This is a genomic window from Streptomyces sp. NPDC051561, from assembly GCF_044454195.1.
GTDB lineage: Bacteria > Actinomycetota > Actinomycetes > Streptomycetales > Streptomycetaceae > Streptomyces.
The window spans coordinates 143834-167253 of record NZ_JBITDM010000005.1 but is presented as its reverse complement, the minus strand read 5'-3'; the positions used below and the strand labels follow the sequence as shown (position 1 = coordinate 167253).

The window sequence follows — 23420 nt, the reverse complement described above, 5'->3', positions numbered from 1 at the left end:
GCCGCCGTGGCTACGATGGGCCAGCCGGTGGCCGTAGGGGCCGCTCGGCCCACCGACCCCTCGGGAAGGCCATGCTGAACAAGTACGCGCGTGCATTCTTCACGCGTGTCCTCACACCGTTTGCCGCATTTCTGCTCCGACGCGGAGTCAGCCCCGATGCGGTCACGCTCATCGGTACGGCCGGAGTGATGGCGGGTGCGCTGGTCTTCTTCCCTCGCGGGGAGTTCTTCTGGGGCACCATCGTCATCACCTTCTTCGTCTTCTCCGACCTCGTCGACGGCAACATGGCCCGGCAGGCCGGAGTCTCCAGCAGGTGGGGCGCGTTCCTCGACTCCACGCTGGACCGGGTCGCCGACGCGGGCATCTTCGGCGGACTCGCCCTCTGGTACGCGGGCACCGGCAACGACAACACGCTGTGCGCGGTCGCCATCTTCTGTCTGGCGAGCGGTCAGGTCGTGTCGTACACCAAGGCCCGCGGCGAGGCGATCGGACTGCCGGTGGCGGTCAACGGTCTCGTCGAGCGGGCCGAACGACTGGTGATCACGCTGGTCGCGGCCGGTGTCGCGGGACTGCACACGTTCGGGCTGCCGGGCGTTGAGGTGCTGCTGCCGATCGCGCTGTGGGTGGTCGCCGCGGGCTCCCTGGTAACGCTCGGCCAGCGGGTGGTGACGGTACGAAGGGAATCGGCGGAAGCGGACGCCGCGACCGGGAACGGGGCGGCGTAATGAGCGACGCGAAGAGCACCGACAAGAGCACCGACAAGAGCACCACCACCAGCCCGGACGCCCGGCCCAGCGCCAAGGACAAGCTGGTCGACGGCCTGTACGGGCTCGGCTGGGGCGGCGTGAAGCTGCTGCCCGAGCCGGTCGCCGCGGGCCTCGGCCGCACCCTGGCCGACCAGGTGTGGAAGCGACGCGGCAAGAGCGTGCTGCGGCTGGAGTCCAACCTCGCCCGGGTGGTGCCCGACGCGAGCCCCGAGCGCCTCGCCGCCCTGTCCAAGGCCGGCATGCGCTCGTACATGCGGTACTGGATGGAGTCCTTCCGGCTGCCCACCTGGACCCCGGAGCGGATCGCCGCCGACGTCCGCATCAAGGACGGACAGCGGATAACGGAGGCCCTCGACGCGGGACGCGGAGTCGTCCTCGCGCTGCCGCACATGGCCAACTGGGACCTCGCAGGCGCCTGGGTCACCGGCCACCTCGGCCATCCCTTCACCACGGTCGCCGAACGCCTCAAGCCCGAGACGCTGTACGACCGCTTCGTCGCCTACCGCGAGAGCCTCGGCATGGAGGTCGTACCGCACACCGGAGGCTCCGCCTTCGGCACCCTCGCCCGCCGGCTGCGCGGCGGCGGACTGGTCTGTCTCGTCGCCGACCGGGACCTCTCCGCCTCCGGCGTCGAGGTCAAGTTCTTCGGCGAGAGCGCCCGGATGCCCGCCGGACCGGCGATCCTGGCGCAGCAGACCGGGGCGCTGCTGATGCCGGTGACGCTCTGGTACGAGGGTCCGCGCGCGATGGGCGGGCAGATCCATCCGCCGGTCGACGTGCCCGGGACAGGTACCCGGAGCGAAAAGACGTCAGAGATGACGCAGGCGCTGGCGGACGCCTTCGCCAACGGGATCGCCGAGCACCCGGAGGACTGGCACATGCTGCAACGACTGTGGCTGGCTGACCTGGAGACGCGTCCGGAGGGGCAGGAGTGAAGGTCGGGATCGTCTGCCCGTACTCCTGGGACGTGCCGGGCGGCGTCCAGTTCCACATCCGGGACCTCGCCGAGCATCTGATCCGGTGGGGGCACGAGGTGTCCGTGCTGGCCCCGGCCGACGACGAGACTCCGCTGCCGCCCTACGTGGTGTCGGCGGGGCGGGCGGTTCCGGTTCCCTACAACGGGTCGGTGGCGCGGCTGAGCTTCGGTTTCCTCTCGGCGGCGCGGGTCCGCCGATGGCTGCACGACGGTGAGTTCGACGTCGTACACATCCATGAACCCGCTTCCCCCTCGCTCGGCCTGCTCACCTGCTGGGCGGCGCAGGGCCCGGTCGTCGCCACCTTCCACACCTCCACCGCCCGCTCCCGGGCGATGATCGCGGCGTACCCGATCCTGCAGCCCGCGCTGGAGAAGATCAGCGCCCGGATCGCGGTCAGCGAATACGCGCGGCGCACCCTGGTCGAGCACCTGGGCGGCGACGCGGTGGTCATTCCCAACGGTGTCGACGTGGACTTCTTCGCGCGGGCCGAGCCCAGGCCGGAGTGGCAGGGCGGCACCCTGGGCTTCATCGGCCGGATCGACGAACCCCGCAAGGGGCTGCCGGTGCTGATGCGCGCGCTGCCGAAGATCTTCGCCGAGTTCCCGGACGCCAGGCTGCTGGTGGCGGGGCGGGGCGACGAGGAGGAGGCGGTCGCGACGCTGCCCGCCGAACTGCGCGCGCGCGTCGAGTTCCTGGGCATGGTCAGCGACGAGGACAAGGCGCGGCTGCTGCGCAGTGTCGATGTGTACGTCGCTCCCAACACCGGTGGCGAGAGCTTCGGCATCATCCTGGTCGAGGCGCTGTCGGCGGGGGCACCGGTGCTGGCGAGTGATCTGGACGCGTTCGTGCAGGTGCTGGACCAGGGCGCGGCGGGGGAGATCTTCGCCAATGAGGACGCGGACGCGCTGGCTTCGGCGGCGGTGCGGCTGCTCGGGGACGAGGACCGGCGCAAGGAGCTGAGCGGGCGGGGCACCGCCCATGTGCGCCGCTTCGACTGGGCGACCGTGGGTGCGGACATCCTGGCGGTGTACGAGACGGTGGCGGACGGGGCGGCCTCGGTGGCGTCGGTTCCGGCGGGCGAGGGCGGCCGGACGGGGCGGCGGGGACGGTTCGGGCTCGGGCGGGAGTAGCGGGGCCTGGGCTCGGGCGGGAGTGGCGGGGGCGGTGGCTCCGCCCGCCGCTCCGGGCGTCGGCGTCGGCACCGGTAGCCTCGGCGGGTGACCGTAACTCTCATTTGGATCATCGTCGTCCTGGTGGCGATCGGCCTCTACCTCAGCTGGACGGCAGGGCGCCTGGACCGGCTGCACGCCCGTCTCGACGCCTCCCGTGCGGCACTGGACGCACAACTGCTCCGGCGGGCCTCGGTCGCACAGGAGCTGGCCACCTCCGGACTGCTCGACCCGGCCGCGTCGATCGTGCTGTACCAGGCGGCGCACGCGGCCCGGCAGGCCGAGGAGGAGCAGCGCGAGGTCGCCGAGAGCGAGCTCAGCCAGGCGCTGCGGGCGGTGTTCGGGGAGCCGGAGCAGGTGGAGGAGCTGAAGGCGGTGCCGGGCGGCGACGAGGCCGCGGCGGAACTGGCCGCGGCGGTCCGGCGGGCGCCGATGGCGCGTCGCTTCCACAACGACTCGGTACGGGCGGTGCGCGCGCTGCGCAGGCACCGCAAGGTGCGGTGGTTCCGGCTGGCCGGGCACGCCCCGTTCCCGCTGACCTTCGAAATGGACGACGAGCCTCCGGTGGCACTTGCCGACCGGCCCGGGACGTAACCCCAGGACGGGCCCGGGACGTCACCCCAGGCGAAAAATGAGCCACCGGCTACCCATTGGCCCTTGCTGTGGACTGGTCGAAGGGGGTTTTCTCGGCGGTGCGGCAACGCGGTAGCGCGTCACCCTCTTCTCCGAGCGAGGTCGATCTGATGTCCAGCACCCCCACTTCCCAGTCCCCGGCGACCGGCACCGACCGCGTCAAGCGCGGCATGGCCGAGCAGCTCAAGGGCGGCGTGATCATGGACGTCGTCAACGCCGAGCAGGCGAAGATCGCCGAGGACGCGGGCGCCGTCGCCGTCATGGCGCTGGAGCGGGTCCCCGCCGACATCCGCAAGGACGGCGGCGTGGCCCGGATGTCCGACCCCAACATGATCGAAGAGATCATCGAGGCCGTCTCCATCCCCGTCATGGCGAAGTCCCGGATCGGCCACTTCGTCGAGGCCCAGGTCCTCCAGTCGCTCGGCGTCGACTACATCGACGAGTCCGAGGTGCTGACCCCGGCCGACGAGGTCAACCACTCGGACAAGTGGGCCTTCACCACCCCCTTCGTCTGTGGTGCCACCAACCTGGGCGAGGCCCTGCGCCGCATCGCCGAGGGCGCGGCCATGATCCGCTCCAAGGGCGAGGCCGGCACCGGCAACGTCGTCGAGGCGGTCCGCCACCTGCGCCAGATCAAGAACGAGATCGCCAAGCTGCGCGGCTACGACAACAACGAGCTGTTCGCCGCCGCCAAGGACCTGCGCGCCCCCTACGAGCTGGTCAAGGAGGTCGCCGAGCTCGGCAAGCTCCCGGTGGTGCTGTTCTCCGCCGGTGGCGTCGCCACCCCCGCCGACGCCGCCCTGATGCGCCAGCTCGGCGCCGAGGGCGTCTTCGTCGGCTCCGGCATCTTCAAGTCCGGCGACCCGGCCAAGCGCGCCGCCGCCATCGTCCGCGCCACCACCTTCTTCGACGACCCGAAGATCATCGCGGACGCGTCGCGCAACCTCGGCGAGGCCATGGTCGGCATCAACTGCGACACCCTCCCCGAGTCCGAGCGCTACGCCAACCGGGGCTGGTAACTCCCGTGAAGAGCAACCCCGTTGTCGGTGTCCTGGCCCTCCAGGGCGACGTACGGGAGCACCTGATCGCCCTGGCCGTGGCCGACGCCACGGCCCGGGAGGTCCGGCGTCCCGAGGAACTCGCCGAGGTCGACGGCCTGGTCATCCCCGGCGGCGAGTCCACCACCATGTCCAAACTGGCCTCGCTCTTCGGCATGCTGGAGCCGCTGCGCGAGCACATCGCGGCCGGCCTGCCGGTCTACGGAACCTGCGCCGGACTGATCCTCCTCGCCGACAAGATCCTCGACCCGCGCTCGGGCCAGGAGACGCTCGGCGGCATCGACATGATCGTGCGCCGCAACGCCTTCGGGCGGCAGAACGAGTCCTTCGAAACCACTGTCGACGTCCGGGGGATCGAGGGCGACCCGGTCGAGGGCGTCTTCATCCGCGCCCCGTGGGTGGAGTCCGTCGGGGCCGAGGTGGAGGTGCTCGCCGAGCACGAGGGCCACATCGTCGCCGTACGGCAGAACAACGCGCTCGCCACGTCCTTCCACCCGGAACTCACCGGCGACCACCGGGTGCACGCGATGTTTGTGGAGATGGTGCGCGCCGCGAGCTGACTCGCTCCCGGTAGGATCTCTGCCGAACGCAGCAGAATTGGTTACGCGAAGGAGACAGGCAGATGTCCGGCCACTCTAAATGGGCTACGACGAAGCACAAGAAGGCCGTGATTGACGCCAAGCGCGGCAAGCTCTTCGCGAAGCTGATCAAGAACATCGAAGTCGCGGCCCGCACGGGCGGCATCGACCCCGAGGGCAACCCCACGCTGGTCGACGCCATCCAGAAGGCGAAGAAGAGCTCCGTCCCCAACAAGAACATCGACTCCGCGGTCAAGCGCGGCGGCGGTCTTGAGGCGGGCGGCGCCGACTACGAGACGATCATGTACGAGGGGTACGGCCCGAACGGTGTCGCGGTGCTCATCGAGTGCCTCACCGACAACCGCAACCGTGCCGCCTCGGACGTGCGCGTCGCGATGACCCGCAACGGCGGCTCGATGGCCGACCCGGGTTCCGTCTCGTACCTCTTCAACCGCAAGGGCGTCGTCATCGTCCCCAAGGGCGAGCTCTCCGAGGACGACGTGCTGGGCGCGGTGCTCGACGCGGGTGCCGAAGAGGTCAACGACCTCGGCGACACCTTCGAGGTGATCAGCGAGGCCACCGACCTGGTCGCGGTCCGCACGGCGCTCCAGGCGGCCGGCATCGACTACGACTCGGCCGACGCCAACTTCGTCCCGACCATGCAGGTCGAGCTGGAGGAAGAGGGCGCGCGCAAGATCTTCAAGCTGATCGACGCACTGGAGGACAGCGACGACGTGCAGAACGTCTTCGCCAACTTCGACGTCAGCGACAAGGTCATGGCCGCGCTCGACGAGGAGTAGTCAGCAGTTGCCAGTACGACGACGGGCCGACGGGGACACACTCCCGTCGGCCCGTCGCGTTGCCGGACCTGATTGTCAGTGCGAGCCGATAGCCTGCACAAACAGGTGAGCGAAGGCGAGAGGGGGCGGCGTTGAGGGTACTGGGCGTGGACCCGGGGCTGACCCGGTGCGGTGTCGGCGTGGTTGAGGGAGTGGCCGGGCGTCCGCTGACGATGTGCGGAGTCGGCGTCGTGCGGACGCCGCCCGACGCCGAGTTGGGGCTCAGGCTGGTCGCCATCGAGCAGGGCATCGAGCAGTGGCTCGACGACTACCGGCCCGAAGTCCTCGCCGTGGAAAGGGTGTTCAGCCAGCACAACGTGAGCACGGTGATGGGTACCGCCCAGGCCAGTGCGGTCGCCATGCTGTGCGCCTCCCGTCGCGGCATCCCCGTCGCCCTGCACACCCCCAGTGAGGTCAAGGCCGCCGTCAGTGGCAGCGGCCGGGCCGACAAGGCACAGGTGGGTGCGATGGTGACCCGGCTGCTGCGCCTGGACGCCCCACCGAAACCCGCCGACGCGGCCGACGCCCTGGCCCTCGCCATCTGCCACATCTGGCGGGCCCCCGCACAGAACCGGCTCCAGCAGGCGGTGGCCGCGCACAAGTCCCGCAACGCACCACAGGTGCGTACCCCGAGCACCGCAAGCACCGTCAGGAAGGGCCGTACCTCATGATCGCCTTCGTCAGTGGCCCGGTGGCCGCACTCGCCCCGACCACCGCCGTCATCGAGGTCGGTGGCGTCGGCATGGCCGTCCAGTGCACGCCGAACACGCTGTCCACGCTCCGGATGGGCCAGGAAGCCAAGCTCGCCACCTCCCTCGTCGTGCGGGAGGACTCGCTCACGCTGTACGGCTTCGCGGACGACGACGAGCGGCAGGTGTTCGAGCTGCTCCAGACCGCCAGCGGCGTCGGCCCGCGTCTCGCCCAGGCCATGCTCGCCGTGCACAGCCCCGACGCGCTCCGGCTCGCGGTGTCCACGGGGGACGAGAAGGCCCTCACCGCGGTTTCCGGTATCGGGAAGAAGGGCGCGCAGAAGCTGCTGCTCGAACTGAAGGACCGGCTCGGCGTCCCCCTCGGCAGCAGCGGCCAGCTCGGCGCCCAGCGCGTCGCCTCCGGCCCGGCCCCCTGGACCGAGCAGCTGAACGCCGCGCTGATCGGGCTCGGATATGCCTCCCGCGAGGCGGAGGAAGCCGTGACCGCGGTCACCCCGCAGGCCGAGGCCGCCCTCGCCGAGGGCACCCAGCCGCCGGTGCCGCAGCTGCTGCGGGCCGCCCTGCAGACCCTCAACCGGGCCCGCTGACCGCCGGCCCGCCACCCCGTTCCCGCAGGCCACTCCCGTAGGCCCCTCCCGAACGCCACGACTACGTCACCCGACCCGAGAGAATCCGCACATGAACTGGGACGAGACCGGACCCGACAGCGACCCGAGGGTCGTCGACTCCGCCGCCGACGGCGAGGACCAGGCGGTCGAGGCCGCGCTGCGCCCCAAGGATCTGGACGAGTTCGTCGGTCAGGAGAAGGTACGGGAGCAGCTCGACCTGGTGCTGCGGGCGGCCCGCGCACGCGGCGCCACCGCCGACCACGTCCTGCTGTCCGGCGCCCCCGGCCTCGGCAAGACCACTCTTTCGATGATCATCGCTGCGGAGATGAACGCGCCGATCCGGATCACCTCGGGCCCCGCCATCCAGCACGCCGGTGACCTCGCCGCGATCCTCTCCTCCCTCCAGGAGGGCGAGGTCCTCTTCCTCGACGAGATCCACCGGATGTCCCGCCCGGCGGAGGAAATGCTCTACATGGCGATGGAGGACTTCCGGGTCGACGTCATCGTCGGCAAGGGCCCCGGCGCCACCGCGATCCCGCTGGAACTTCCCCCCTTCACCCTGGTCGGCGCCACCACCAGGGCCGGACTGCTGCCGCCGCCGCTCCGCGACCGCTTCGGCTTCACCGGGCACATGGAGTTCTACGAGCCGGCCGAGCTGGAGCGCGTCATCCACCGCTCCGCCCGCCTCCTCGACGTCGAGATCGGCGCCGACGGGGCCGCGGAGATCGCCGGACGCTCCCGGGGCACCCCCCGCATCGCCAACCGGCTGCTGCGCCGCGTCCGCGACTACTCCCAGGTCAAGACCGAGGGCGGGCTCATCGACAAGGAGATCGCCGCCGCGGCCCTGAAGGTGTACGAGGTGGATGCGCGCGGCCTGGACCGGCTCGACCGGGCGGTCCTGGGCGCACTCCTCAAGCTCTTCGGCGGCGGCCCGGTCGGCCTGTCCACCCTCGCGGTCGCGGTGGGGGAGGAGCGGGAGACCGTCGAGGAGGTCGCCGAACCGTTTCTCGTACGGGAAGGTCTTCTGGCCAGAACCCCACGTGGACGGGTTGCCACCCCCGCAGCCTGGGCCCACCTCGGTCTCGTACCGCCGCAGCAGGGCGGCGGGAAAGCCGGACAAGGGGGTTTGTTCGGGACGTGACGGTGCGGAAGCTCGCACGGTCAGGAACCTCGGTGCGATGCTGGGCGTTGTTCCCAGTAGGCGGACTCGCTTAGACTCCGCCGATGCCGACCTTCCCGTCGGCGTGCCCACCCCCGTATATACAGGCCGCCATCGACGCGGTCGTGCGAAGGAAGTTCCGTCCCGTGAGTCTCATGACCTTCCTCCCCTTCATCGTGCTCATCGGGGCCATGTTCCTGATGACCCGGTCCGCCAAGAAGAAGCAGGCGGCGGCTGCGCAGATGCGCAACGACATGCAGCCCGGTACCGGTGTCCGGACGATCGGCGGCATGTACGCGACGGTCAAGGAGGTTCACGACGACACGGTCCTTCTTGAGGTCGCCCCGGGCGTCCACGCCGTCTACGCGAAGAACGCCATCGGTGCCGTCCTCGACGACTCCGAGTACAACCGCATCGTGCACGGTGAGGAAGCCGCCGCGCTCGACACCGACAGCCCCGTCGTCCCTGACGACGCCTCGTCGCTGACCGGCACCGACGCCTCCCACGACGACACCCGCATCGACCTCGGCAAGAAGCCCGAGGCCGAGGAGCCGGCCGTCGCGGACACCGAGGCGGAGCCGAAGGACAAGAAGGCCGACGGCGAGGGCGACGCGAAGTAGTCACTTCCGCGGACCGCGGCGTTGCTCCACCGGGCGCACCGCGGTCCGCGGGCCGTGCCGACCTCTGTGGGGGCCGGCGCCTCCACAACACTTCGTGGCCGCATCGGCGCGGGCAAACCCGGCGCGTGCGGTTGGACAGGGAGAAACGAGAAGGTGGCAGCACCGAAGAAGGGCCGCAGGCAGGCGGGGGCCCCGGGCAGGCCGGGGCGCGCCCTGGCCCTGATCACGATCGTGATCCTCGCCCTCGCGGGCGGGATGTTCGCATCCGGTCACACGACCCCACGTCTGGGCATCGACCTGGCCGGCGGCACGAGCATCACGCTCAAGGCGCAGAACGAGCCGGGCCAGCCGAACGCGATCAACAAGACCAACATGGACACCGCGGTCGGCATCATGGAGCGCCGTGTCAACGGCATGGGCGTCTCCGAGGCCGAGGTCCAGACCCAGGGCAACGACAACATCATTGTCAACATCCCCAAGGGCACGGACTCCAACCAGGCCCGTGAGCAGGTCGGTACGACCGCCAAGCTCTACTTCCGGCCCGTACTGACGGTCACGCAGGGCTCGCCGCTGCCGGACCCGTCCAAGACCCCGAAGCCGACCCCGTCGGCCACCGGCAAGGACGCGGCCGGCAAGGACAAGCCCACCGCCAAGGACCCGAAGGGCACGCCGACCCCGTCGGCCACCACTCAGGGCCGTGCCGTCACCGACGCGCTGAAGGCCCCGACCCCGACCCCCTCGGCCACCGGCTCCAAGGCTCCGGCCCCGAAGACGACGCCGCCGCCCGCCGCGGACCCGGCCACCCAGAAGCTCGAAAAGGCGTTCGCCGCCCTCGACTGCAACAACACCAAGCAGCGCGAGGCGGCCGGCCGGGGCATCAAGCCGAGCGAGCCGACCATCGCCTGTGGCCTGGCCACGGACAACAAGACCTGGGAGAAGTACATCCTGGGTCCGGCCGAGCTCGAAGGCACCGACGTCAAGAAGGCCGGCGCCCAGTTCGACCAGCAGCGCGCCATGTGGATCGTGAACATGGAGTTCACCAAGGCGGGCTCCGACAAGTTCTCCAAGACCACCAGCAAGCTGATGAGCCAGCAGCCGCCGATGAACCAGTTCGGCATCATCCTGGACGGCAACGTCGTCTCGGCGCCCTCGGTCCGCACCGTGCTCTCCGGCAGCGCCGAGATCTCCGGCAGCTTCACCCAGGAGTCCGCGCAGGAGCTCGGCAACATCCTGTCGTACGGCTCCCTGCCGCTGAGCTTCAACGAAGAGGCCGTCGACACGGTCACCCCGGCGCTCGGCAGCGACCAGCTCGAAGCGGGTCTCATCGCCGGTGCCATCGGTCTGGCGCTGGTCGTCATCTACCTGGTGCTCTACTACCGCGGTCTGTCGTTCGTCGCACTCCTGAGCCTTCTGGTCTCCGGCATCCTGACGTACACGATCATGGCGCTGCTCGGCCCGATCCTCGGCTTCGCACTGAACCTCCCCGCCGTCTGTGGTGCGATCGTCGCGATCGGTATCACCGCGGACTCCTTCATCGTGTACTTCGAACGCATCCGGGACGAGATCCGCGAGGGGCGCACCCTGCGTCCCGCCGTGGAACGCGCCTGGCCGCGCGCCCGGCGCACCATCCTGGTCTCCGACTTCGTGTCGCTGCTCTCGGCCGTGGTGCTGTACGCGGTGACCGTCGGCAAGGTGCAGGGCTTCGCGTTCACACTGGGCCTCACCACCCTGCTCGACGTCGTCGTGGTGTTCCTCTTCACCAAGCCGCTGATGACGCTGCTCGCCTCGAAGACCAAGTTCTTCGGCAACGGCCACAAGTGGTCCGGACTCGACCCGAAGCGGCTCGGCGTCCAGCCCCCGCTGCGCCGTACCCGCCGTGTGTCCGTCCCCACCGAACCGAAGGAGGCGTGAGATGTCGCGACTCGGCAACATCGGCGCCAAGCTTTACCGCGGCGAGGTCGGCTACGACTTCGTGGCGAAGCGGATGCTCTGGTACGGCATCTCCATCCTGATCACCGTGGTCGCCATCGCGGGGCTCGGCTTCAAGGGCCTCCACATGGGCATCGAGTTCCAGGGCGGCGCGCTCTTCACCACGCCCCCCACCTCGGTCTCCGTCGAGCAGGCCAAGGAGGACGCGAAGGCGGCCTCCGGCGGCCACGAGGCGATCGTCCAGCAGCTCGGCAACGGCAGCCTGCGCATCCAGGTCGGCGGCCTGGACACCGCGTCCGCGACCCCGGTCACCGAGAAGCTTGCCCAGGACCTCGGCGTTCCGGCCGAGAAGATCAACACCCAGCTGGTCGGCCCCAGCTGGGGCCAGGACATCGCCGACAAGGCGTGGACCGGACTCGCGGTCTTCATGGTCCTGGTGGTGATCTATCTGGCCATCGCCTTCGAGTGGCGGATGGCCGTTGCCGCCCTCATCGCGCTGATCCACGACCTCACCATCACCGTGGGCATCTACGCCCTGGTGGGCTTCGAGGTCACCCCGGGCACGGTGATCGGTCTGCTGACCATCCTCGGTTACTCCCTCTACGACACCGTCGTCGTCTTCGACGGTCTCAAGGACGGCGCCAAGGACATCACCAAGCAGACCAAGTACACCTACAGCGAGATCGCCAACCGCAGCCTCAACGCCACGCTGGTGCGTTCCATCAACACCACGGTCGTCGCCCTGCTGCCGGTCGCCGGTCTGCTGTTCATCGGTGGCGGTGTGCTGGGCGCGGGCATGCTCAACGACATCTCGCTGTCGCTGTTCGTCGGCCTCGCGGCCGGTGCCTACTCCTCGATCTTCATCGCCACCCCGCTGGTCGCCGACCTGAAGGAACGCGAGCCGCAGATGAAGGCCCTGAAGAAGCGCATCCTCGCCAAGCGGGCCGCCGAGGCCGCCAAGGGCGACGCGGGCCAGGGTGACGCGGGCCAGGGCGCGGACGCTCCCGAGGACGCCGTTGCGGCAGCCGCCCAGGGCGTCGTGAGCCCCCGTCCGGGCCGCGGCCGCAGCACCCAGGGGAAGCGTCGATGAACGACACCACCCTTGAGCTGCTGCTCAGCCGCATCGCGGATGTGCAGGACTACCCGAAGCCGGGTGTCGTCTTCAAGGACATCACCCCGCTGCTGGCGGACCCGAAGGCGTTCACGGCCCTCACCGACGCCCTCGCGGAACTGTGCGTCAAGCACGGCGCCACCAAGGTCGTCGGCCTGGAGGCCCGCGGCTTCATCCTGGCCGCACCGGTCGCCGTCCGCGCGCAGCTGGGCTTCATCCCGATGCGCAAGGCCGGCAAGCTCCCCGGCGCGACGCTCTCGCAGCGTTACGAGCTGGAGTACGGCACCGCCGAGATCGAGGTGCACGCCGAGGACCTGGGCGCGGGAGACCGCGTCCTGGTCATCGACGACGTACTGGCCACCGGTGGTACGGCCGAGGCGTCGCTGGAGCTGATCCGGCGGGCCGGGGCCGAGGTCGCCGGCGTCGCCGTCCTGATGGAGCTGAGCTTCCTTCACGGCCGCGCCAAGCTGGAGCCCGCCCTCGCGGGCGCCCCGCTGGAGGCGCTGATCACGGTCTGACTGGCCGCGTGAGCAGGGGGGAGGCGGGCCGCCGGGGCAACCCGGGGCCCGCCTTTCCCATGTCTTGACTCCTTGCCCAGGAAGAACGCGGAGCCAAGGGTCGATACCATGGGCGTTCCGGACCCGACCGGGAAGCACCTGAACCGGGCGGGCCCCGCCGAGGGCCCCCGGACTCCAGGACCCGTACGAGGAGCGCTCTTGCCTGACGAGGCCCAGCCAGTCGCCACCCCGCAGCCGGACAAGGCTGCGGCGGGCGCCACGCCCCCGAAGCCCCCGGTCGACAAGCCCGAGCCGGCGGTGGCCCCCGAGCGCGCCAACGGCTCCGCCACCACCCCCGCGGTCCGCCCGGCCGCTCCCGCGGGCGCCACGGCCCGTACCGGCGGCGGCTCCTCCAACCGCGTCCGCGCCCGGCTCGCCCGCCTCGGCGTGCAGCGCCAGTCCCCGTACAACCCGGTCCTGGAGCCGCTGCTGCGGATAGTGCGCAGCAACGACCCCAAGATCGAGACCGCGACCCTGCGCACCATCGAGCGCGCCTACCAGGTCGCCGAGCGCTGGCACCGCGGCCAGAAGCGCAAGAGCGGCGACCCGTACATCACGCACCCGCTCGCCGTCACGACCATCCTGGCCGAGCTGGGCATGGACCCGGCGACGCTGATGGCCGGTCTGCTGCACGACACCGTCGAGGACACCGAGTACGGCCTGGACACCCTGCGCCGCGACTTCGGTGACCAGGTGGCGCTGCTGGTCGACGGCGTGACCAAGCTGGACAAGGTCAAGTTCGGCGAGGCGGCGCAGGCCGAGACCGTACGCAAGATGGTCGTCGCCATGGCCAAGGACCCCCGGGTGCTGGTCATCAAGCTCGCCGACCGCCTGCACAACATGCGCACCATGCGTTACCTCAAGCGGGAGAAGCAGGAGAAGAAGGCCCGCGAGACGCTGGAGATCTACGCCCCGCTCGCCCACCGTCTGGGCATGAACACCATCAAGTGGGAGCTGGAGGACCTCGCCTTCGCGATCCTCTACCCCAAGATGTACGACGAGATCGTGCGTCTGGTGGCCGAGCGCGCCCCGAAGCGGGACGAGTACCTCGCCATAGTGACCGACGAGGTCCAGTCCGACCTGCGCTCCGCCCGGATCAAGGCGACCGTCACCGGCCGCCCCAAGCACTACTACAGCGTCTACCAGAAGATGATCGTCCGCGGCCGTGACTTCGCGGAGATCTACGACCTGGTGGGCATCCGCGTCCTGGTCGACACCGTCCGGGACTGCTACGCCGCACTCGGCACCGTGCACGCGCGATGGAATCCGGTCCCCGGCCGGTTCAAGGACTACATCGCGATGCCGAAGTTCAACATGTACCAGTCGCTGCACACCACGGTCATCGGCCCCAACGGCAAGCCCGTCGAGCTCCAGATCCGCACCTTCGACATGCATCGCCGCGCCGAGTACGGCATCGCCGCGCACTGGAAGTACAAGCAGGAGCCGTCCGCCGGCGCCTCCAAGGTCCGCACCGACGTGCCGCGGCACAAGGACGACGCGGTCAACGACATGGCGTGGCTGCGGCAGTTGCTGGACTGGCAGAAGGAGACCGAGGACCCCAGCGAGTTCCTGGAGTCGCTGCGCTTCGACCTCTCCCGCAACGAGGTCTTCGTCTTCACCCCGAAGGGTGACGTCATCGCGCTGCCGGCCGGGGCCACCCCGGTGGACTTCTCCTACGCGGTGCACACCGAGGTCGGCCACCGGACCATAGGAGCGCGGGTCAACGGGCGGCTCGTACCGCTCGAATCGACCCTGGACAACGGCGATCTGGTCGAGGTCTTCACCTCGAAGGCCGACGGGGCGGGACCCTCACGGGACTGGCTCGGCTTCGTGAAGTCGCCGCGCGCCCGCAACAAGATCCGCGCCTGGTTCTCCAAGGAGCGCCGCGACGAGGCCATCGAGCAGGGCAAGGACGCCATCGCGCGCGCCATGCGCAAGCAGAACCTGCCGATCCAGCGGATCCTGACCGGCGATTCCCTGGTCACCCTCGCGCACGAGATGCGCTACCCGGACATCTCCTCGCTGTACGCGGCGATCGGCGAGAGCCATGTCACCGCGCAGTCCGTGGTGCAGAAGCTGGTGCAGGCGCTCGGCGGCGAGGACGCCGCGAACGAGGACATCGCGGAGAGCTCACCGCCCTCGCACGGCCGCAACAAACGCCGGGCCAACGCCGACCCGGGTGTGGTCGTCAAGGGCGTCGACGATGTGTGGGTCAAGCTGGCGCGGTGCTGTACGCCGGTGCCCGGCGACCCCATCATCGGGTTCGTGACGCGGGGCAGCGGCGTCTCCGTGCACCGTGCGGACTGCGTCAACGTCGACTCGCTGTCCCAGCAGCCCGAGCGGATCCTCGAAGTCGAGTGGGCGCCCACCCAGTCGTCGGTCTTCCTGGTGGCCATCCAGGTGGAGGCCCTCGACCGGTCCCGGCTGCTGTCCGACGTCACCCGGGTCCTGTCCGACCAGCACGTCAACATCCTGTCGGCGGCCGTCCAGACCTCCCGCGACCGGGTGGCCACCTCGCGCTTCACCTTCGAGATGGGCGACCCCAAGCACCTGGGCCATGTGCTCAAGGCGGTCAGGGGAGTCGAGGGCGTGTACGACGTCTACCGGGTGACGTCGGCGCGCAGGCCGTAGCAATTCCCGGCGGTACGTGAGTGGGGCCCCCGGCAGCGCGCCGGGGGCCCCACTCACGTACCGGAACTGCTCAGCCGCCGAACTCCTCCAGGCCCTTCATGGCCTGGTCGAGCAGCGCCTGACGGCCCTCAAGCTCGCGGGCGAGCTTGTCGGCCTTGGAGTTGTTGCCCGCGGCGCGCGCCGTGTCGATCTGCTTCTGGAGCTTCTCGACGGCGTCCTGGAGCTGGCCGGTCAGACCCGCGGCACGCGCACGCGCCTCCGGGTTCGTCCGCTTCCACTCGTTCTCCTCGGACTCCTGGAGCGCCCGCTCGATGGCCTGCATGCGGCCCTCGACCTTCGGCCGTGCGTCCCTCGGTACGTGGCCGACGGCCTCCCAGCGCTCGTTCAGGGCCCGGAACGCGGCGCGCGCGCTCTTGAGGTCCTTCACCGGCACCAACTTCTCGGCCTCGGTGGCGAGTTCCTCCTTGAGCTTGAGGTTCTCGCCCTGCTCGGCGTCCCGCTCGGCGAAGGTCTCACCCCGGGCGGCGAAGAAGACGTCCTGGGCGCCGCGGAAGCGGTTCCACAGATCGTCCTCGAACTCGCGCTGGGCGCGGCCCGCGGCCTTCCACTCCGTCATCAGATCGCGGTAACGCGCCGCCGTGCCGCCCCAGTCGGTCGACTTCGACAGCGACTCGGCCTCGGTGACCAGCTTCTCCTTGGCCTTGCGGGCGTCCTCGCGCTGCGCGTCCAGCGAAGCGAAGTGCGCCTTGCGCCGCTTGGAGAACGCCGAGCGGGCGTGCGAGAACCGGTGCCACAGCTCGTCGTCGGCCTTGCGGTCCAGGCGGGGCAGACCCTTCCAGATGTCCACCAGCGCCCGCAGCCGCTCACCGGCCGAGCGCCACTGCTCGCTCTGGGCCAGCTCCTCGGCCTCGACGACCAGCTTCTCCTTGGCGACCTTCGCCTCGTCGGCCTGCTTGGCCTTCTCGGCCTTGCGCTCCTCGCGGCGCAGTTCGACCGTCTTGACGAGCGCGTCGAGGCGCGTCGTCAGCGCGGCGAGATCGCCGACCGCGTGGTGCTCGTCGACCTGCGTACGCAGGTGGTCGATCGCGGTCTGGGCGTCCTTCGCCGACAGGTCGGTGGTCTTCACCCGCTTTTCGAGGAGGCCGATCTCGACCTTCAGGCCCTCGTACTTGCGCTCGAAGTAGGCCAGAGCCTCCTCCGGAGAGCCCGCCTGCCAGGATCCGACGACCTTCTCGCCCTCGGCCGTACGCACGTACACGGTGCCCGTCTCATCGACGCGGCCCCACGGGTCGCTGCTCACAGCGCCTCCTCCACATGATGCCTGCGAGGGTTCGTGGCCCCCGGGCATCGTCCACACGTTTTTCAACGTCCACAGTCTGATCGCGGGGCCGAAGACGCCCTGCACACCGCCAACATAGGCGACGCGCAGGGCGGCTGTCCGCTTCCCGCACATCTGGGTTTACTTGCTGACGGTCGCCTTGTCGATGACCACGGTGGCGTTCGGTGCGCCATCGCCCTGCCCAGTTTGCTCACCCGCACCAGCGATCTTCTTCAGCACCTCCATGCCGGCCTTGTCGATGGTGCCGAACGGGGTGTAGTTGGCGGGCAGCGGGCTGTTGTCGTAGACCAGGAAGAACTGGCTGCCGCCGGTGTTCGCGCCCGCGTTGGCCATCGCGACGGTGCCCGCCGGGTAGGTGCCGCCCGCGACCCTCGCGTCCTTGAGATTCTCGTCGGGCAGCTTGTAGCCGGGGTTGCCGGTGCCGGCCGCGGTCGGGTCGCCGCACTGCAGGACGTAGATGCCCTGGGTGGTCAGGCGGTGGCACTTGGTGTGGTCGAAGTAGCCCTTGTTCGCCAGGAAGTTGAAGGAGTTCACCGTGCGCGGTGCCTTCTTGGCGTCCAGGTCCAGGGCGATGTCGCCGCAGGTGGTCTGCAGGTTCATCCGGTACTTCGCCGACTTGTCGACAGAGAGTGCGGGCTCCTTGTCGAAGGAGAGCTTGGCGACCTCGCCCGCGGCGGGCTGCTTGCAGGGGTCGCTCTTCTTCTTCGGGGCGCTGTCGGCGCTGCCCGCCCGGGTGGCCTTGTCGTCCTTCTTGCCGTCGAAGAGACCGGCCGAGGCGGCGCCGACGGTGCCCGCGACGAGTACGGCCGCGACGGCGCCGATCACCGCTGCCCTCCGCCGGTTCCTGCGCTTCCTCTCGGCGCGGCGCTGCTGCTGGCGCTCGAACTTCTCGCGGGCGAGCTGGCGCCGCCGCTGATCGCTGGTGACCACCGGAATGTTCTCCTCGTACGTGTCGACTGGGTGCCGGACGAGTGTCCGAGCGGACGATTAAGGCCGTACCGTATATGGGTTCGCTGTGCGATGAGCAGCGCCGGTAGGCTCTCGTCTATTGCGGATGCAAGAGAAAAAGCGCCGCAGCAAGCTCCCGCCGGACGAAAGACCTGAGGACGATCGTGCTTATTGCCGGGTTCCCCGCCGGGGCCTGGGGGACCAACTGCTACCTGGTCGCCCCCGCCGCAGGCGAGGAGTGCGTGATCATCGACCCGGGCCACGAGGCCACCCAGGGTGTCGAGGAGACGCTGAAGAAGCATCGGCTGAAGCCCGTCGCCGTGGTGCTCACCCACGGACACATCGACCACGTCGCCTCCGTCGTCCCGGTCTGCGGGACCAAGGACGTACCCGCGTGGATCCACCCCGAGGACCGCTTCATGCTGAGCGACCCGGAGAAGGCCCTCGGCCGCTCCCTGGGCGCGCAGCTGATGGGCGAGCTGACGGTGGGCGAACCGGCCGATCTCAAGGAACTGCACGACGGGGCGGAGCTCAGGCTCGCCGGTCTGGACCTCACGGTGTCGCACGCGCCCGGCCATACCAGGGGGTCGGTGACCTTCGGGCTGCCCGAGGCGGCGGACATTCCGCAGATCCTCTTCTCGGGCGACCTGCTGTTCGCCGGCTCCGTAGGACGCACCGACTTCCCCGGTGGCTCCCACGAGGAACTGCTGCGGTCACTCGCCCGCGTGTGCCTGCCGCTGGACGACTCGACCGTGGTGCTGTCCGGGCACGGCCCCCAGACGACCATCGGCCAGGAGCGCGCCACCAACCCGTATCTGAGGGACCTGGGCAGCGCGCCCGCCCCCCGACGAGGAATGTGAACTTCCGTGAGCACCTTTCAGGCCCCCAAGGGCACGTACGACCTGCTTCCCCCCGTCTCCGCGACCTATCTCGCGGTGCGTGACGCCATTTCCGCGCCGCTGAGGAACTCCGGTTACGGCTACATCGAGACACCCGGCTTCGAGAACGTCGAGCTGTTCGCGCGCGGTGTCGGCGAGTCCACCGACATCGTGACCAAGGAGATGTACACCCTCACCACCAAGGGCGGGGACGAGCTCGCGCTGCGTCCCGAGGGCACCGCCTCCGTGCTGCGCGCGGCACTGGAGGCCAACCTCCACAAGATCGGCAACCTGCCCGTCAAGCTCTGGTACTCCGGCTCGTACTACCGCTACGAGCGCCCGCAGAAGGGCCGCTACCGCCACTTCTCGCAGGTCGGTGCCGAGGCGATCGGCGCCGAGGATCCGGCCCTGGACGCCGAGATGATCATCCTGGCGGACCAGGCGTACCGCTCGCTCGGTCTGCGGAACTTCCGCATCCTGCTGAACTCGCTCGGCGACAAGGAGTGCCGTCCCGTCTACCGGGAGGCCCTCCAGTCGTTCCTGCGCGGCCTGGACCTCGACGCGGAGACCGTCCGCCGCGCCGAGATCAACCCGCTGCGCGTGCTGGACGACAAGCGCGCCGACGTACAGAAGCAGCTGGTCGGCGCCCCGGCGCTGCGCGATTACCTGTGCGACGCGTGCAAGGCGTACCACGAGGAGGTGCGCGCGCTGATCACCGCCGCGGGCGTCGTCTTTGAGGACGACGAGAAGCTGGTGCGCGGCCTGGACTACTACACCCGCACCACCTTCGAGTTCGTCCACGACGGTCTCGGCTCGCAGTCCGCGGTGGGCGGCGGCGGCCGTTACGACGGTCTGTCCGAGATGATCGGCGGCCCCGCGCTGCCGTCCGTCGGCTGGGCGCTCGGCGTCGACCGAACGGTGCTCGCGCTGGAGGCCGAGGGAGTCGTCCTCGACATCCCCTCGGCGACGGCCGTGTACGCGGTGCCGCTCGGCGAGGAGGCCCGCCGGGTGCTGTTCGGCAAGGTCACCGAGCTGCGCAAGGCCGGCATCGCGACCGACTTCTCCTTCACCGGTCGCGGTCTGAAGTCCGCCATGAAGAACGCCCACCGCACGGGTGCCCGCTACGTGATCATCACGGGCGAGCGCGACCTCGCCGAGGGTCAGGTCCAGATCAAGGACATGGAGTCCGGCGAGCAGGAACCGGTCGCCCTGGACACGGTCGTCGCGGAGCTCCAGCGCCGCCTGGGCTGAGCAGCGCGCCACGAGGGGCCCGGAATCACCGATTCCGAGCCCCTTCCGCGTACCCCCACCCCCTCCGTACCCCTATCCGTCCGGGCGGCACGGGAGGCCGGCCCGCACATGGCCTGCGAGCACCCTTCACGCCCCCGGGGCCCGGGTCTAACGTCGAGGCCAGGAAATCCGCATACGCCCCGTTGGGGGGAACGATGCTCCCGTCACGTGAGCTGTTCGACAGCCTGGCTTCCCGGGTGGACCACCTCGACAGTCAGCTCCTCGCCACGACCGCCGACGCCCTCCTGGAGTGCGAATAGGCGGTCACCGCCTGCGCGACCGGAATGCTCGGGGAGAAGGAGAACGACGAACTCCGCCTCGCCATCAACCGCGACCTGGACTGCGCCGACGTGGTGGCCGCCGCCAGGCGGATACTGACGCGGGGGACCGACGCGGATCACGTACTGCTGACCGTGCAGTTGCAGGCGAGTGCCATTGCCTGCGAACTGAGTTACGAGCTGTGCAGCCAGCACGCGAGGCACCACGAGCACTGCCGCATCTCCGCACAGGCAACTCAGCGCGCCATGGGGGCGTGCCGAGAGCTTCTCCAGGTGCTGCGGCCCTGACCCCGACCGGGCGCGCGCCCCCGGCGCGCGCCCCCGGACGTGCCCCCTTATCCCCGCCCGACAGCGTTCGCCGTCCCCCGTGCGGCACAATGAGCTGCCCAACAAGGCCACGGCAGCGACGGAACGGCGATATGACGACGACAGAGGTTGACGACGTGTCAGAGGGCGTGTCGGAGGGGGCGTCCGCGACGGACGGGCGGGACGGCACCGGCCTCATCGGCGCGGGGAAGGCCTTCGCCTGGATGCTGATCATCACCGGCGCGGCCGGACTGCTCGCCGCCTGGGTGATCACCATCGACAAGTTCAAGCTGCTGGAGGACCCGAACTTCACCCCCGGGTGCAGCCTCAACCCCGTCGTCGCCTGCGGCAACATCATGAAGAGCGACCAGGCGTCGTTCTTCGGGTTCCCCAACCCGATGCTCGGCCTCGTCACGTACGGCATGGTCATCGCCATCGGTGTCGCCCTGCTCGCCGGGGCCCGCTACAAGCGCTGGTACTGGCTCGGGCTCAACGCCGGAACCCTCTTCGGCGTCGCCTTCTGCACGTACCTCCAGTACCAGTCGCTGTACACGATCCGCTCGCTGTGCCTGTGGTGCTGCCTGGCCTGGGTCGCCACCATCTTCATGTTCTGCTACGTGACGATCCACAACCTCAAGCACCGCGTCCTGCCCGCCCCGCGCGCGCTGCGCAACGCCCTCGTCGAGTTCCACTGGGTGCCGCCGGTGCTCTGGATCGGCGTCATCGGCATCCTGATCCTCACCAACTGGTGGAGCTTCTGGACCAGCTGAGGCCTGTCCCGGTCCCGGCCGCCGACCGCATTGTCAGTGGGCTGACCTAGGCTTCTCGGTGTGGAGCCCGATCTCTTTACCGCAGCCGCAGAAGACCGCCAGGAAAAGGACCCGTCCAGCAGCCCCCTGGCCGTCCGGATGCGCCCGCGCACCCTGGACGAGGTCTTCGGACAGAAACACCTGCTCAAGCCGGGCTCGCCGCTGCGCCGCCTGGTGGGGGAGGGCGGCGGCGGCCCGGCCGGGGCGTCGTCGGTGATCCTCTGGGGTCCACCGGGCACCGGCAAGACGACCCTGGCGTACGTCGTCAGCCAGGCGACCCAGAAGCGCTTCGTCGAACTCTCCGCGATCACCGCGGGAGTCAAGGAAGTCCGGGCCGTCATCGAGGGCGCCCGCCGGGCCTCAGGCGGGTACGGCAAGGAGACCGTCCTCTTCCTGGACGAGATCCACCGCTTCAGCAAGGCCCAGCAGGACTCCCTGCTGCCCGCCGTGGAGAACCGCTGGGTGACGCTGATCGCGGCGACCACCGAGAACCCGTACTTCTCGATCATCTCCCCGCTGCTCTCCCGCTCCCTGCTGCTCACCCTCGAATCCCTCACCGACGAGGACCTGCGCGGACTGATCCGCCGGGCCCTCATCGAGGAGCGCGGCCTCGGCGGCGCCCTCGCCCTGCCCGAGGACGCCGAGGACCATCTGCTGCGGATCGCCGGCGGCGACGCCCGGCGCGCGCTGACCGCCCTGGAGGCGGCGGCCGGAGCGGCCCTCGCCAAGGGCGACGCGGAGATCACCCTGGAGACGGTCGAGGAGACCGTCGACCGGGCCGCCGTGAAGTACGACCGCGACGGCGACCAGCACTACGACGTCGCCAGCGCCCTCATCAAGTCCATCCGGGGCTCGGACGTGGACGCCGCCCTGCACTATCTGGCCCGCATGATCGAGGCGGGCGAGGACCCCCGCTTCATCGCGCGGCGCCTGATGATCTCCGCCAGCGAGGACATCGGCCTCGCCGACCCGACCGCACTGCCCACCGCGGTCGCCGCCGCCCAGGCCGTCGCCATGATCGGCTTCCCCGAAGCGGCCCTGACCCTGAGCCACGCCACCATCGCCCTCGCCCTGGCCCCCAAGTCGAACGCGGCGACCCTGGCGATCTCCGCCGCCCGGGCCGACGTGCGCAACGGACTCGCCGGAGCCGTCCCCGCGCACCTGCGCGACGGGCACTACAAGGGCGCCGCCAAGCTCGGCCACGCCCAGGGATACGTCTACCCGCACGACGTGCCCGGCGGGATCGCCGCCCAGCAGTACGCCCCTGACGAGGTGCACGGCCGCCAGTACTACACCCCCACCCGGTACGGGGCGGAGGCACGGTACGCGGACGTGGTGGAGAAGGTGCGCGAGAGGCTGAACGGGAAGGGGTGACAGGGAGGAACCGGGCAGGCGGGAAGACCCGCGGAGGCCTAGGCTCCGGACCATGGTCCGAAATCCGGTGGCGCGTCCGGTGGTGCTGCTGGTGTGCCTCACCGCGGCGGCCGGATCCACCCTGACCAGCTGCCACCACGCACAGCGGCCCGCCGCAGAGCCCTCCGCGCAGACCGCCACCAGGGTCCCGCTCGTCAGCCCGGGCTTCCCGCCCTCCGCCGCCGACGCCCGTTCCCGCCTGGCCAAGCTCACCGTCGCCTGGGGCAAGAACTGGGAGACGTACAAGAGGGCCGAGTTCGGCGAGACCTGGTCGGACGAGACCGACGCCCCGGGCGGGCGCAACGGCTGCGACACCCGCGACGACGTCCTCAACCGGGACCTGACCGTCATCAAGCAGGGGGACCGCGACGCGTGCGTGCCCCTGTCCGGTGTGCTCCACGACCCGTACACCGGCAGGGAACTCCCGTACTCCTACCGCCGTGCCTCACAGATCCAGACCGACCACGTCGTCCCGCTCGGCGCGGCCTGGAGGGCCGGTGCCTGGGCCTGGCCTCCGGTCAGGCGGCTCACGTACGCCAACGACCTCGACGTACTCCTCGCCGTCGACAAGCAGGCCAACTACGACAAGAGCAGCAAGACGCCCGACAAGTGGAAACCGCGCCGTGAGTACTGGTGCGAGTACGCCCGCCGCTGGACCGGCATCAAGGTGAAGTACGCGCTGACCGTGACCCCGCCGGAAAAGACCGCACTCCAGGAGATGCTGGCCACCTGCCCGCCGTGAGCCACCCGGTCCGCACCATCCCGGCCGGCCTAGTACAATCGACCGAAGCGCTGCGTCCCGTGTCCGGTTCC

General features: G+C 70.0%; 23 protein-coding genes. 21 read left to right on the top strand and 2 right to left on the bottom strand.

All coding sequences use genetic code 11. The features are described 5' to 3' along the window. The first annotated feature begins 71 nt into the window (after positions 1 to 71). The 15 genes from pgsA to ACIA73_RS14125 all read left to right on the top strand — a co-directional run bounded on the left by pgsA (position 72) and on the right by ACIA73_RS14125 (position 15346). Positions 72 to 725, top strand: coding sequence for a phosphatidylinositol phosphate synthase (gene pgsA, locus ACIA73_RS14195; protein ID WP_399438741.1), 654 nt, complete (start codon positions 72 to 74; stop codon positions 723 to 725). Then, a complete protein-coding gene (locus ACIA73_RS14190; RefSeq protein ID WP_399438740.1) occupies positions 725 to 1702 on the top strand; it encodes a phosphatidylinositol mannoside acyltransferase in 978 nt (325 codons plus the stop codon). Before pgsA ends, ACIA73_RS14190 begins: the two co-directional genes overlap by 1 nt. Then, positions 1699 to 2874, top strand: a complete 1176-nt coding sequence (locus tag ACIA73_RS14185) for a glycosyltransferase family 4 protein (protein ID WP_399438739.1) — start codon at positions 1699 to 1701, stop codon at positions 2872 to 2874. The genes ACIA73_RS14190 and ACIA73_RS14185 overlap by 4 nt, the downstream gene beginning before the upstream one ends. An 87-nt stretch (positions 2875 to 2961) precedes the next feature. After that, positions 2962 to 3507 carry a hypothetical protein gene (locus ACIA73_RS14180; protein ID WP_399438738.1) on the top strand — a complete coding sequence of 182 codons (546 nt, stop codon included), beginning with the start codon at positions 2962 to 2964 and terminating at the stop codon, positions 3505 to 3507. A 149-nt stretch (positions 3508 to 3656) separates the two neighbouring features. Beyond that, positions 3657 to 4565: a pyridoxal 5'-phosphate synthase lyase subunit PdxS gene (gene pdxS / locus ACIA73_RS14175; RefSeq protein WP_399438737.1), complete on the top strand. Its 909-nt coding sequence runs from the start codon at positions 3657 to 3659 to the stop codon at positions 4563 to 4565. A gap of 5 nt (positions 4566 to 4570) precedes the next feature. Next, on the top strand, positions 4571 to 5164 hold the full coding sequence (gene pdxT, locus ACIA73_RS14170) for a pyridoxal 5'-phosphate synthase glutaminase subunit PdxT (RefSeq protein WP_399438736.1): 594 nt from the start codon (positions 4571 to 4573) through the stop codon (positions 5162 to 5164). Positions 5165 to 5226: 62 nt separating this feature from the next. Continuing rightward, positions 5227 to 5982: a YebC/PmpR family DNA-binding transcriptional regulator gene (locus ACIA73_RS14165; RefSeq protein ID WP_399438735.1), complete on the top strand. Its 756-nt coding sequence runs from the start codon at positions 5227 to 5229 to the stop codon at positions 5980 to 5982. A gap of 131 nt (positions 5983 to 6113) precedes the next feature. Continuing rightward, positions 6114 to 6692: a crossover junction endodeoxyribonuclease RuvC gene (gene ruvC, locus ACIA73_RS14160; RefSeq protein WP_399438734.1), complete on the top strand. Its 579-nt coding sequence runs from the start codon at positions 6114 to 6116 to the stop codon at positions 6690 to 6692. Continuing rightward, positions 6689 to 7318: a Holliday junction branch migration protein RuvA gene (gene ruvA, locus ACIA73_RS14155; RefSeq protein ID WP_399438733.1), complete on the top strand. Its 630-nt coding sequence runs from the start codon at positions 6689 to 6691 to the stop codon at positions 7316 to 7318. Before ruvC ends, ruvA begins: the two co-directional genes overlap by 4 nt. A 91-nt stretch (positions 7319 to 7409) precedes the next feature. Next, positions 7410 to 8480: a Holliday junction branch migration DNA helicase RuvB gene (gene ruvB / locus ACIA73_RS14150; RefSeq protein WP_399438732.1), complete on the top strand. Its 1071-nt coding sequence runs from the start codon at positions 7410 to 7412 to the stop codon at positions 8478 to 8480. A gap of 164 nt (positions 8481 to 8644) precedes the next feature. Continuing rightward, entirely contained in the window at positions 8645 to 9118 is a 474-nt protein-coding gene (gene yajC, locus ACIA73_RS14145) for a preprotein translocase subunit YajC (protein ID WP_399438731.1), read from the top strand. Between the two features lie 153 nt (positions 9119 to 9271). Continuing rightward, positions 9272 to 11029 carry a protein translocase subunit SecD gene (gene secD / locus ACIA73_RS14140; RefSeq protein ID WP_399438730.1) on the top strand — a complete coding sequence of 586 codons (1758 nt, stop codon included), beginning with the start codon at positions 9272 to 9274 and terminating at the stop codon, positions 11027 to 11029. A gap of 1 nt (position 11030) precedes the next feature. After that, complete coding sequence (gene secF, locus ACIA73_RS14135; protein ID WP_399438729.1) at positions 11031 to 12137, top strand: protein translocase subunit SecF; 1107 nt, start codon at positions 11031 to 11033, stop codon at positions 12135 to 12137. After that, complete coding sequence (locus ACIA73_RS14130; RefSeq protein WP_399438728.1) at positions 12134 to 12676, top strand: adenine phosphoribosyltransferase; 543 nt, start codon at positions 12134 to 12136, stop codon at positions 12674 to 12676. Before secF ends, ACIA73_RS14130 begins: the two co-directional genes overlap by 4 nt. Before the next feature lie 198 nt (positions 12677 to 12874). Next, positions 12875 to 15346 carry a RelA/SpoT family protein gene (locus ACIA73_RS14125; RefSeq protein WP_399438727.1) on the top strand — a complete coding sequence of 824 codons (2472 nt, stop codon included), beginning with the start codon at positions 12875 to 12877 and terminating at the stop codon, positions 15344 to 15346. A gap of 70 nt (positions 15347 to 15416) precedes the next feature. Here the strand turns inward: ACIA73_RS14125 and ACIA73_RS14120 are convergent, their stop codons facing one another. Continuing rightward, positions 15417 to 16646 carry a DUF349 domain-containing protein gene (locus ACIA73_RS14120; protein ID WP_399438725.1) on the bottom strand — a complete coding sequence of 410 codons (1230 nt, stop codon included), beginning with the start codon at positions 16644 to 16646 and terminating at the stop codon, positions 15417 to 15419. Positions 16647 to 16805: 159 nt separating this feature from the next. Beyond that, a complete protein-coding gene (locus ACIA73_RS14115; RefSeq protein WP_399438723.1) occupies positions 16806 to 17615 on the bottom strand; it encodes a peptidylprolyl isomerase in 810 nt (269 codons plus the stop codon). Positions 17616 to 17797: 182 nt separating this feature from the next. Between ACIA73_RS14115 and ACIA73_RS14110 the strand changes: the two genes are divergently transcribed. The 6 genes from ACIA73_RS14110 (at position 17798) to ACIA73_RS14085 (ending at position 23349) form a co-directional block, all read left to right on the top strand. Beyond that, positions 17798 to 18493: an MBL fold metallo-hydrolase gene (locus tag ACIA73_RS14110; protein WP_399438722.1), complete on the top strand. Its 696-nt coding sequence runs from the start codon at positions 17798 to 17800 to the stop codon at positions 18491 to 18493. Positions 18494 to 18499: 6 nt separating this feature from the next. Continuing rightward, a complete protein-coding gene (gene hisS / locus ACIA73_RS14105; RefSeq protein ID WP_399438721.1) occupies positions 18500 to 19762 on the top strand; it encodes a histidine--tRNA ligase in 1263 nt (420 codons plus the stop codon). Between the two features lie 323 nt (positions 19763 to 20085). Further along, the gene (locus ACIA73_RS14100; RefSeq protein ID WP_399438719.1) at positions 20086 to 20367 is read left to right on the top strand and encodes a hypothetical protein; all 282 of its coding nucleotides are present in this window, start codon (positions 20086 to 20088) and stop codon (positions 20365 to 20367) included. A 131-nt stretch (positions 20368 to 20498) separates the two neighbouring features. Continuing rightward, complete coding sequence (locus tag ACIA73_RS14095; RefSeq protein ID WP_399438718.1) at positions 20499 to 21155, top strand: vitamin K epoxide reductase family protein; 657 nt, start codon at positions 20499 to 20501, stop codon at positions 21153 to 21155. A 60-nt stretch (positions 21156 to 21215) separates the two neighbouring features. Further along, on the top strand, positions 21216 to 22568 hold the full coding sequence (locus tag ACIA73_RS14090) for a replication-associated recombination protein A (RefSeq protein ID WP_399438717.1): 1353 nt from the start codon (positions 21216 to 21218) through the stop codon (positions 22566 to 22568). 52 nt (positions 22569 to 22620) lie between these two features. Then, positions 22621 to 23349 carry an HNH endonuclease family protein gene (locus ACIA73_RS14085; RefSeq protein ID WP_399438716.1) on the top strand — a complete coding sequence of 243 codons (729 nt, stop codon included), beginning with the start codon at positions 22621 to 22623 and terminating at the stop codon, positions 23347 to 23349. Positions 23350 to 23420: the final 71 nt, after the last annotated feature.

What these genes read in the sequence shown, in the direction of transcription:
- pgsA (WP_399438741.1), top strand. Translation starts at nt 72, where the DNA reads ATGCTGAACAAGTACGCGCGTGCATTCTTCACGCGTGTCCTCACACCG.
- ACIA73_RS14190 (WP_399438740.1), top strand. Translation starts at nt 725, where the DNA reads ATGAGCGACGCGAAGAGCACCGACAAGAGCACCGACAAGAGCACCACC.
- pdxS (WP_399438737.1), top strand. Translation starts at nt 3,657, where the DNA reads ATGTCCAGCACCCCCACTTCCCAGTCCCCGGCGACCGGCACCGACCGC.
- ACIA73_RS14165 (WP_399438735.1), top strand. Translation starts at nt 5,227, where the DNA reads ATGTCCGGCCACTCTAAATGGGCTACGACGAAGCACAAGAAGGCCGTG.
- ruvA (WP_399438733.1), top strand. Translation starts at nt 6,689, where the DNA reads ATGATCGCCTTCGTCAGTGGCCCGGTGGCCGCACTCGCCCCGACCACC.
- ruvB (WP_399438732.1), top strand. Translation starts at nt 7,410, where the DNA reads ATGAACTGGGACGAGACCGGACCCGACAGCGACCCGAGGGTCGTCGAC.
- secF (WP_399438729.1), top strand. Translation starts at nt 11,031, where the DNA reads ATGTCGCGACTCGGCAACATCGGCGCCAAGCTTTACCGCGGCGAGGTC.
- ACIA73_RS14130 (WP_399438728.1), top strand. Translation starts at nt 12,134, where the DNA reads ATGAACGACACCACCCTTGAGCTGCTGCTCAGCCGCATCGCGGATGTG.
- ACIA73_RS14100 (WP_399438719.1), top strand. Translation starts at nt 20,086, where the DNA reads ATGCTCGGGGAGAAGGAGAACGACGAACTCCGCCTCGCCATCAACCGC.
- ACIA73_RS14095 (WP_399438718.1), top strand. Translation starts at nt 20,499, where the DNA reads ATGACGACGACAGAGGTTGACGACGTGTCAGAGGGCGTGTCGGAGGGG.
- ACIA73_RS14085 (WP_399438716.1), top strand. Translation starts at nt 22,621, where the DNA reads ATGGTCCGAAATCCGGTGGCGCGTCCGGTGGTGCTGCTGGTGTGCCTC.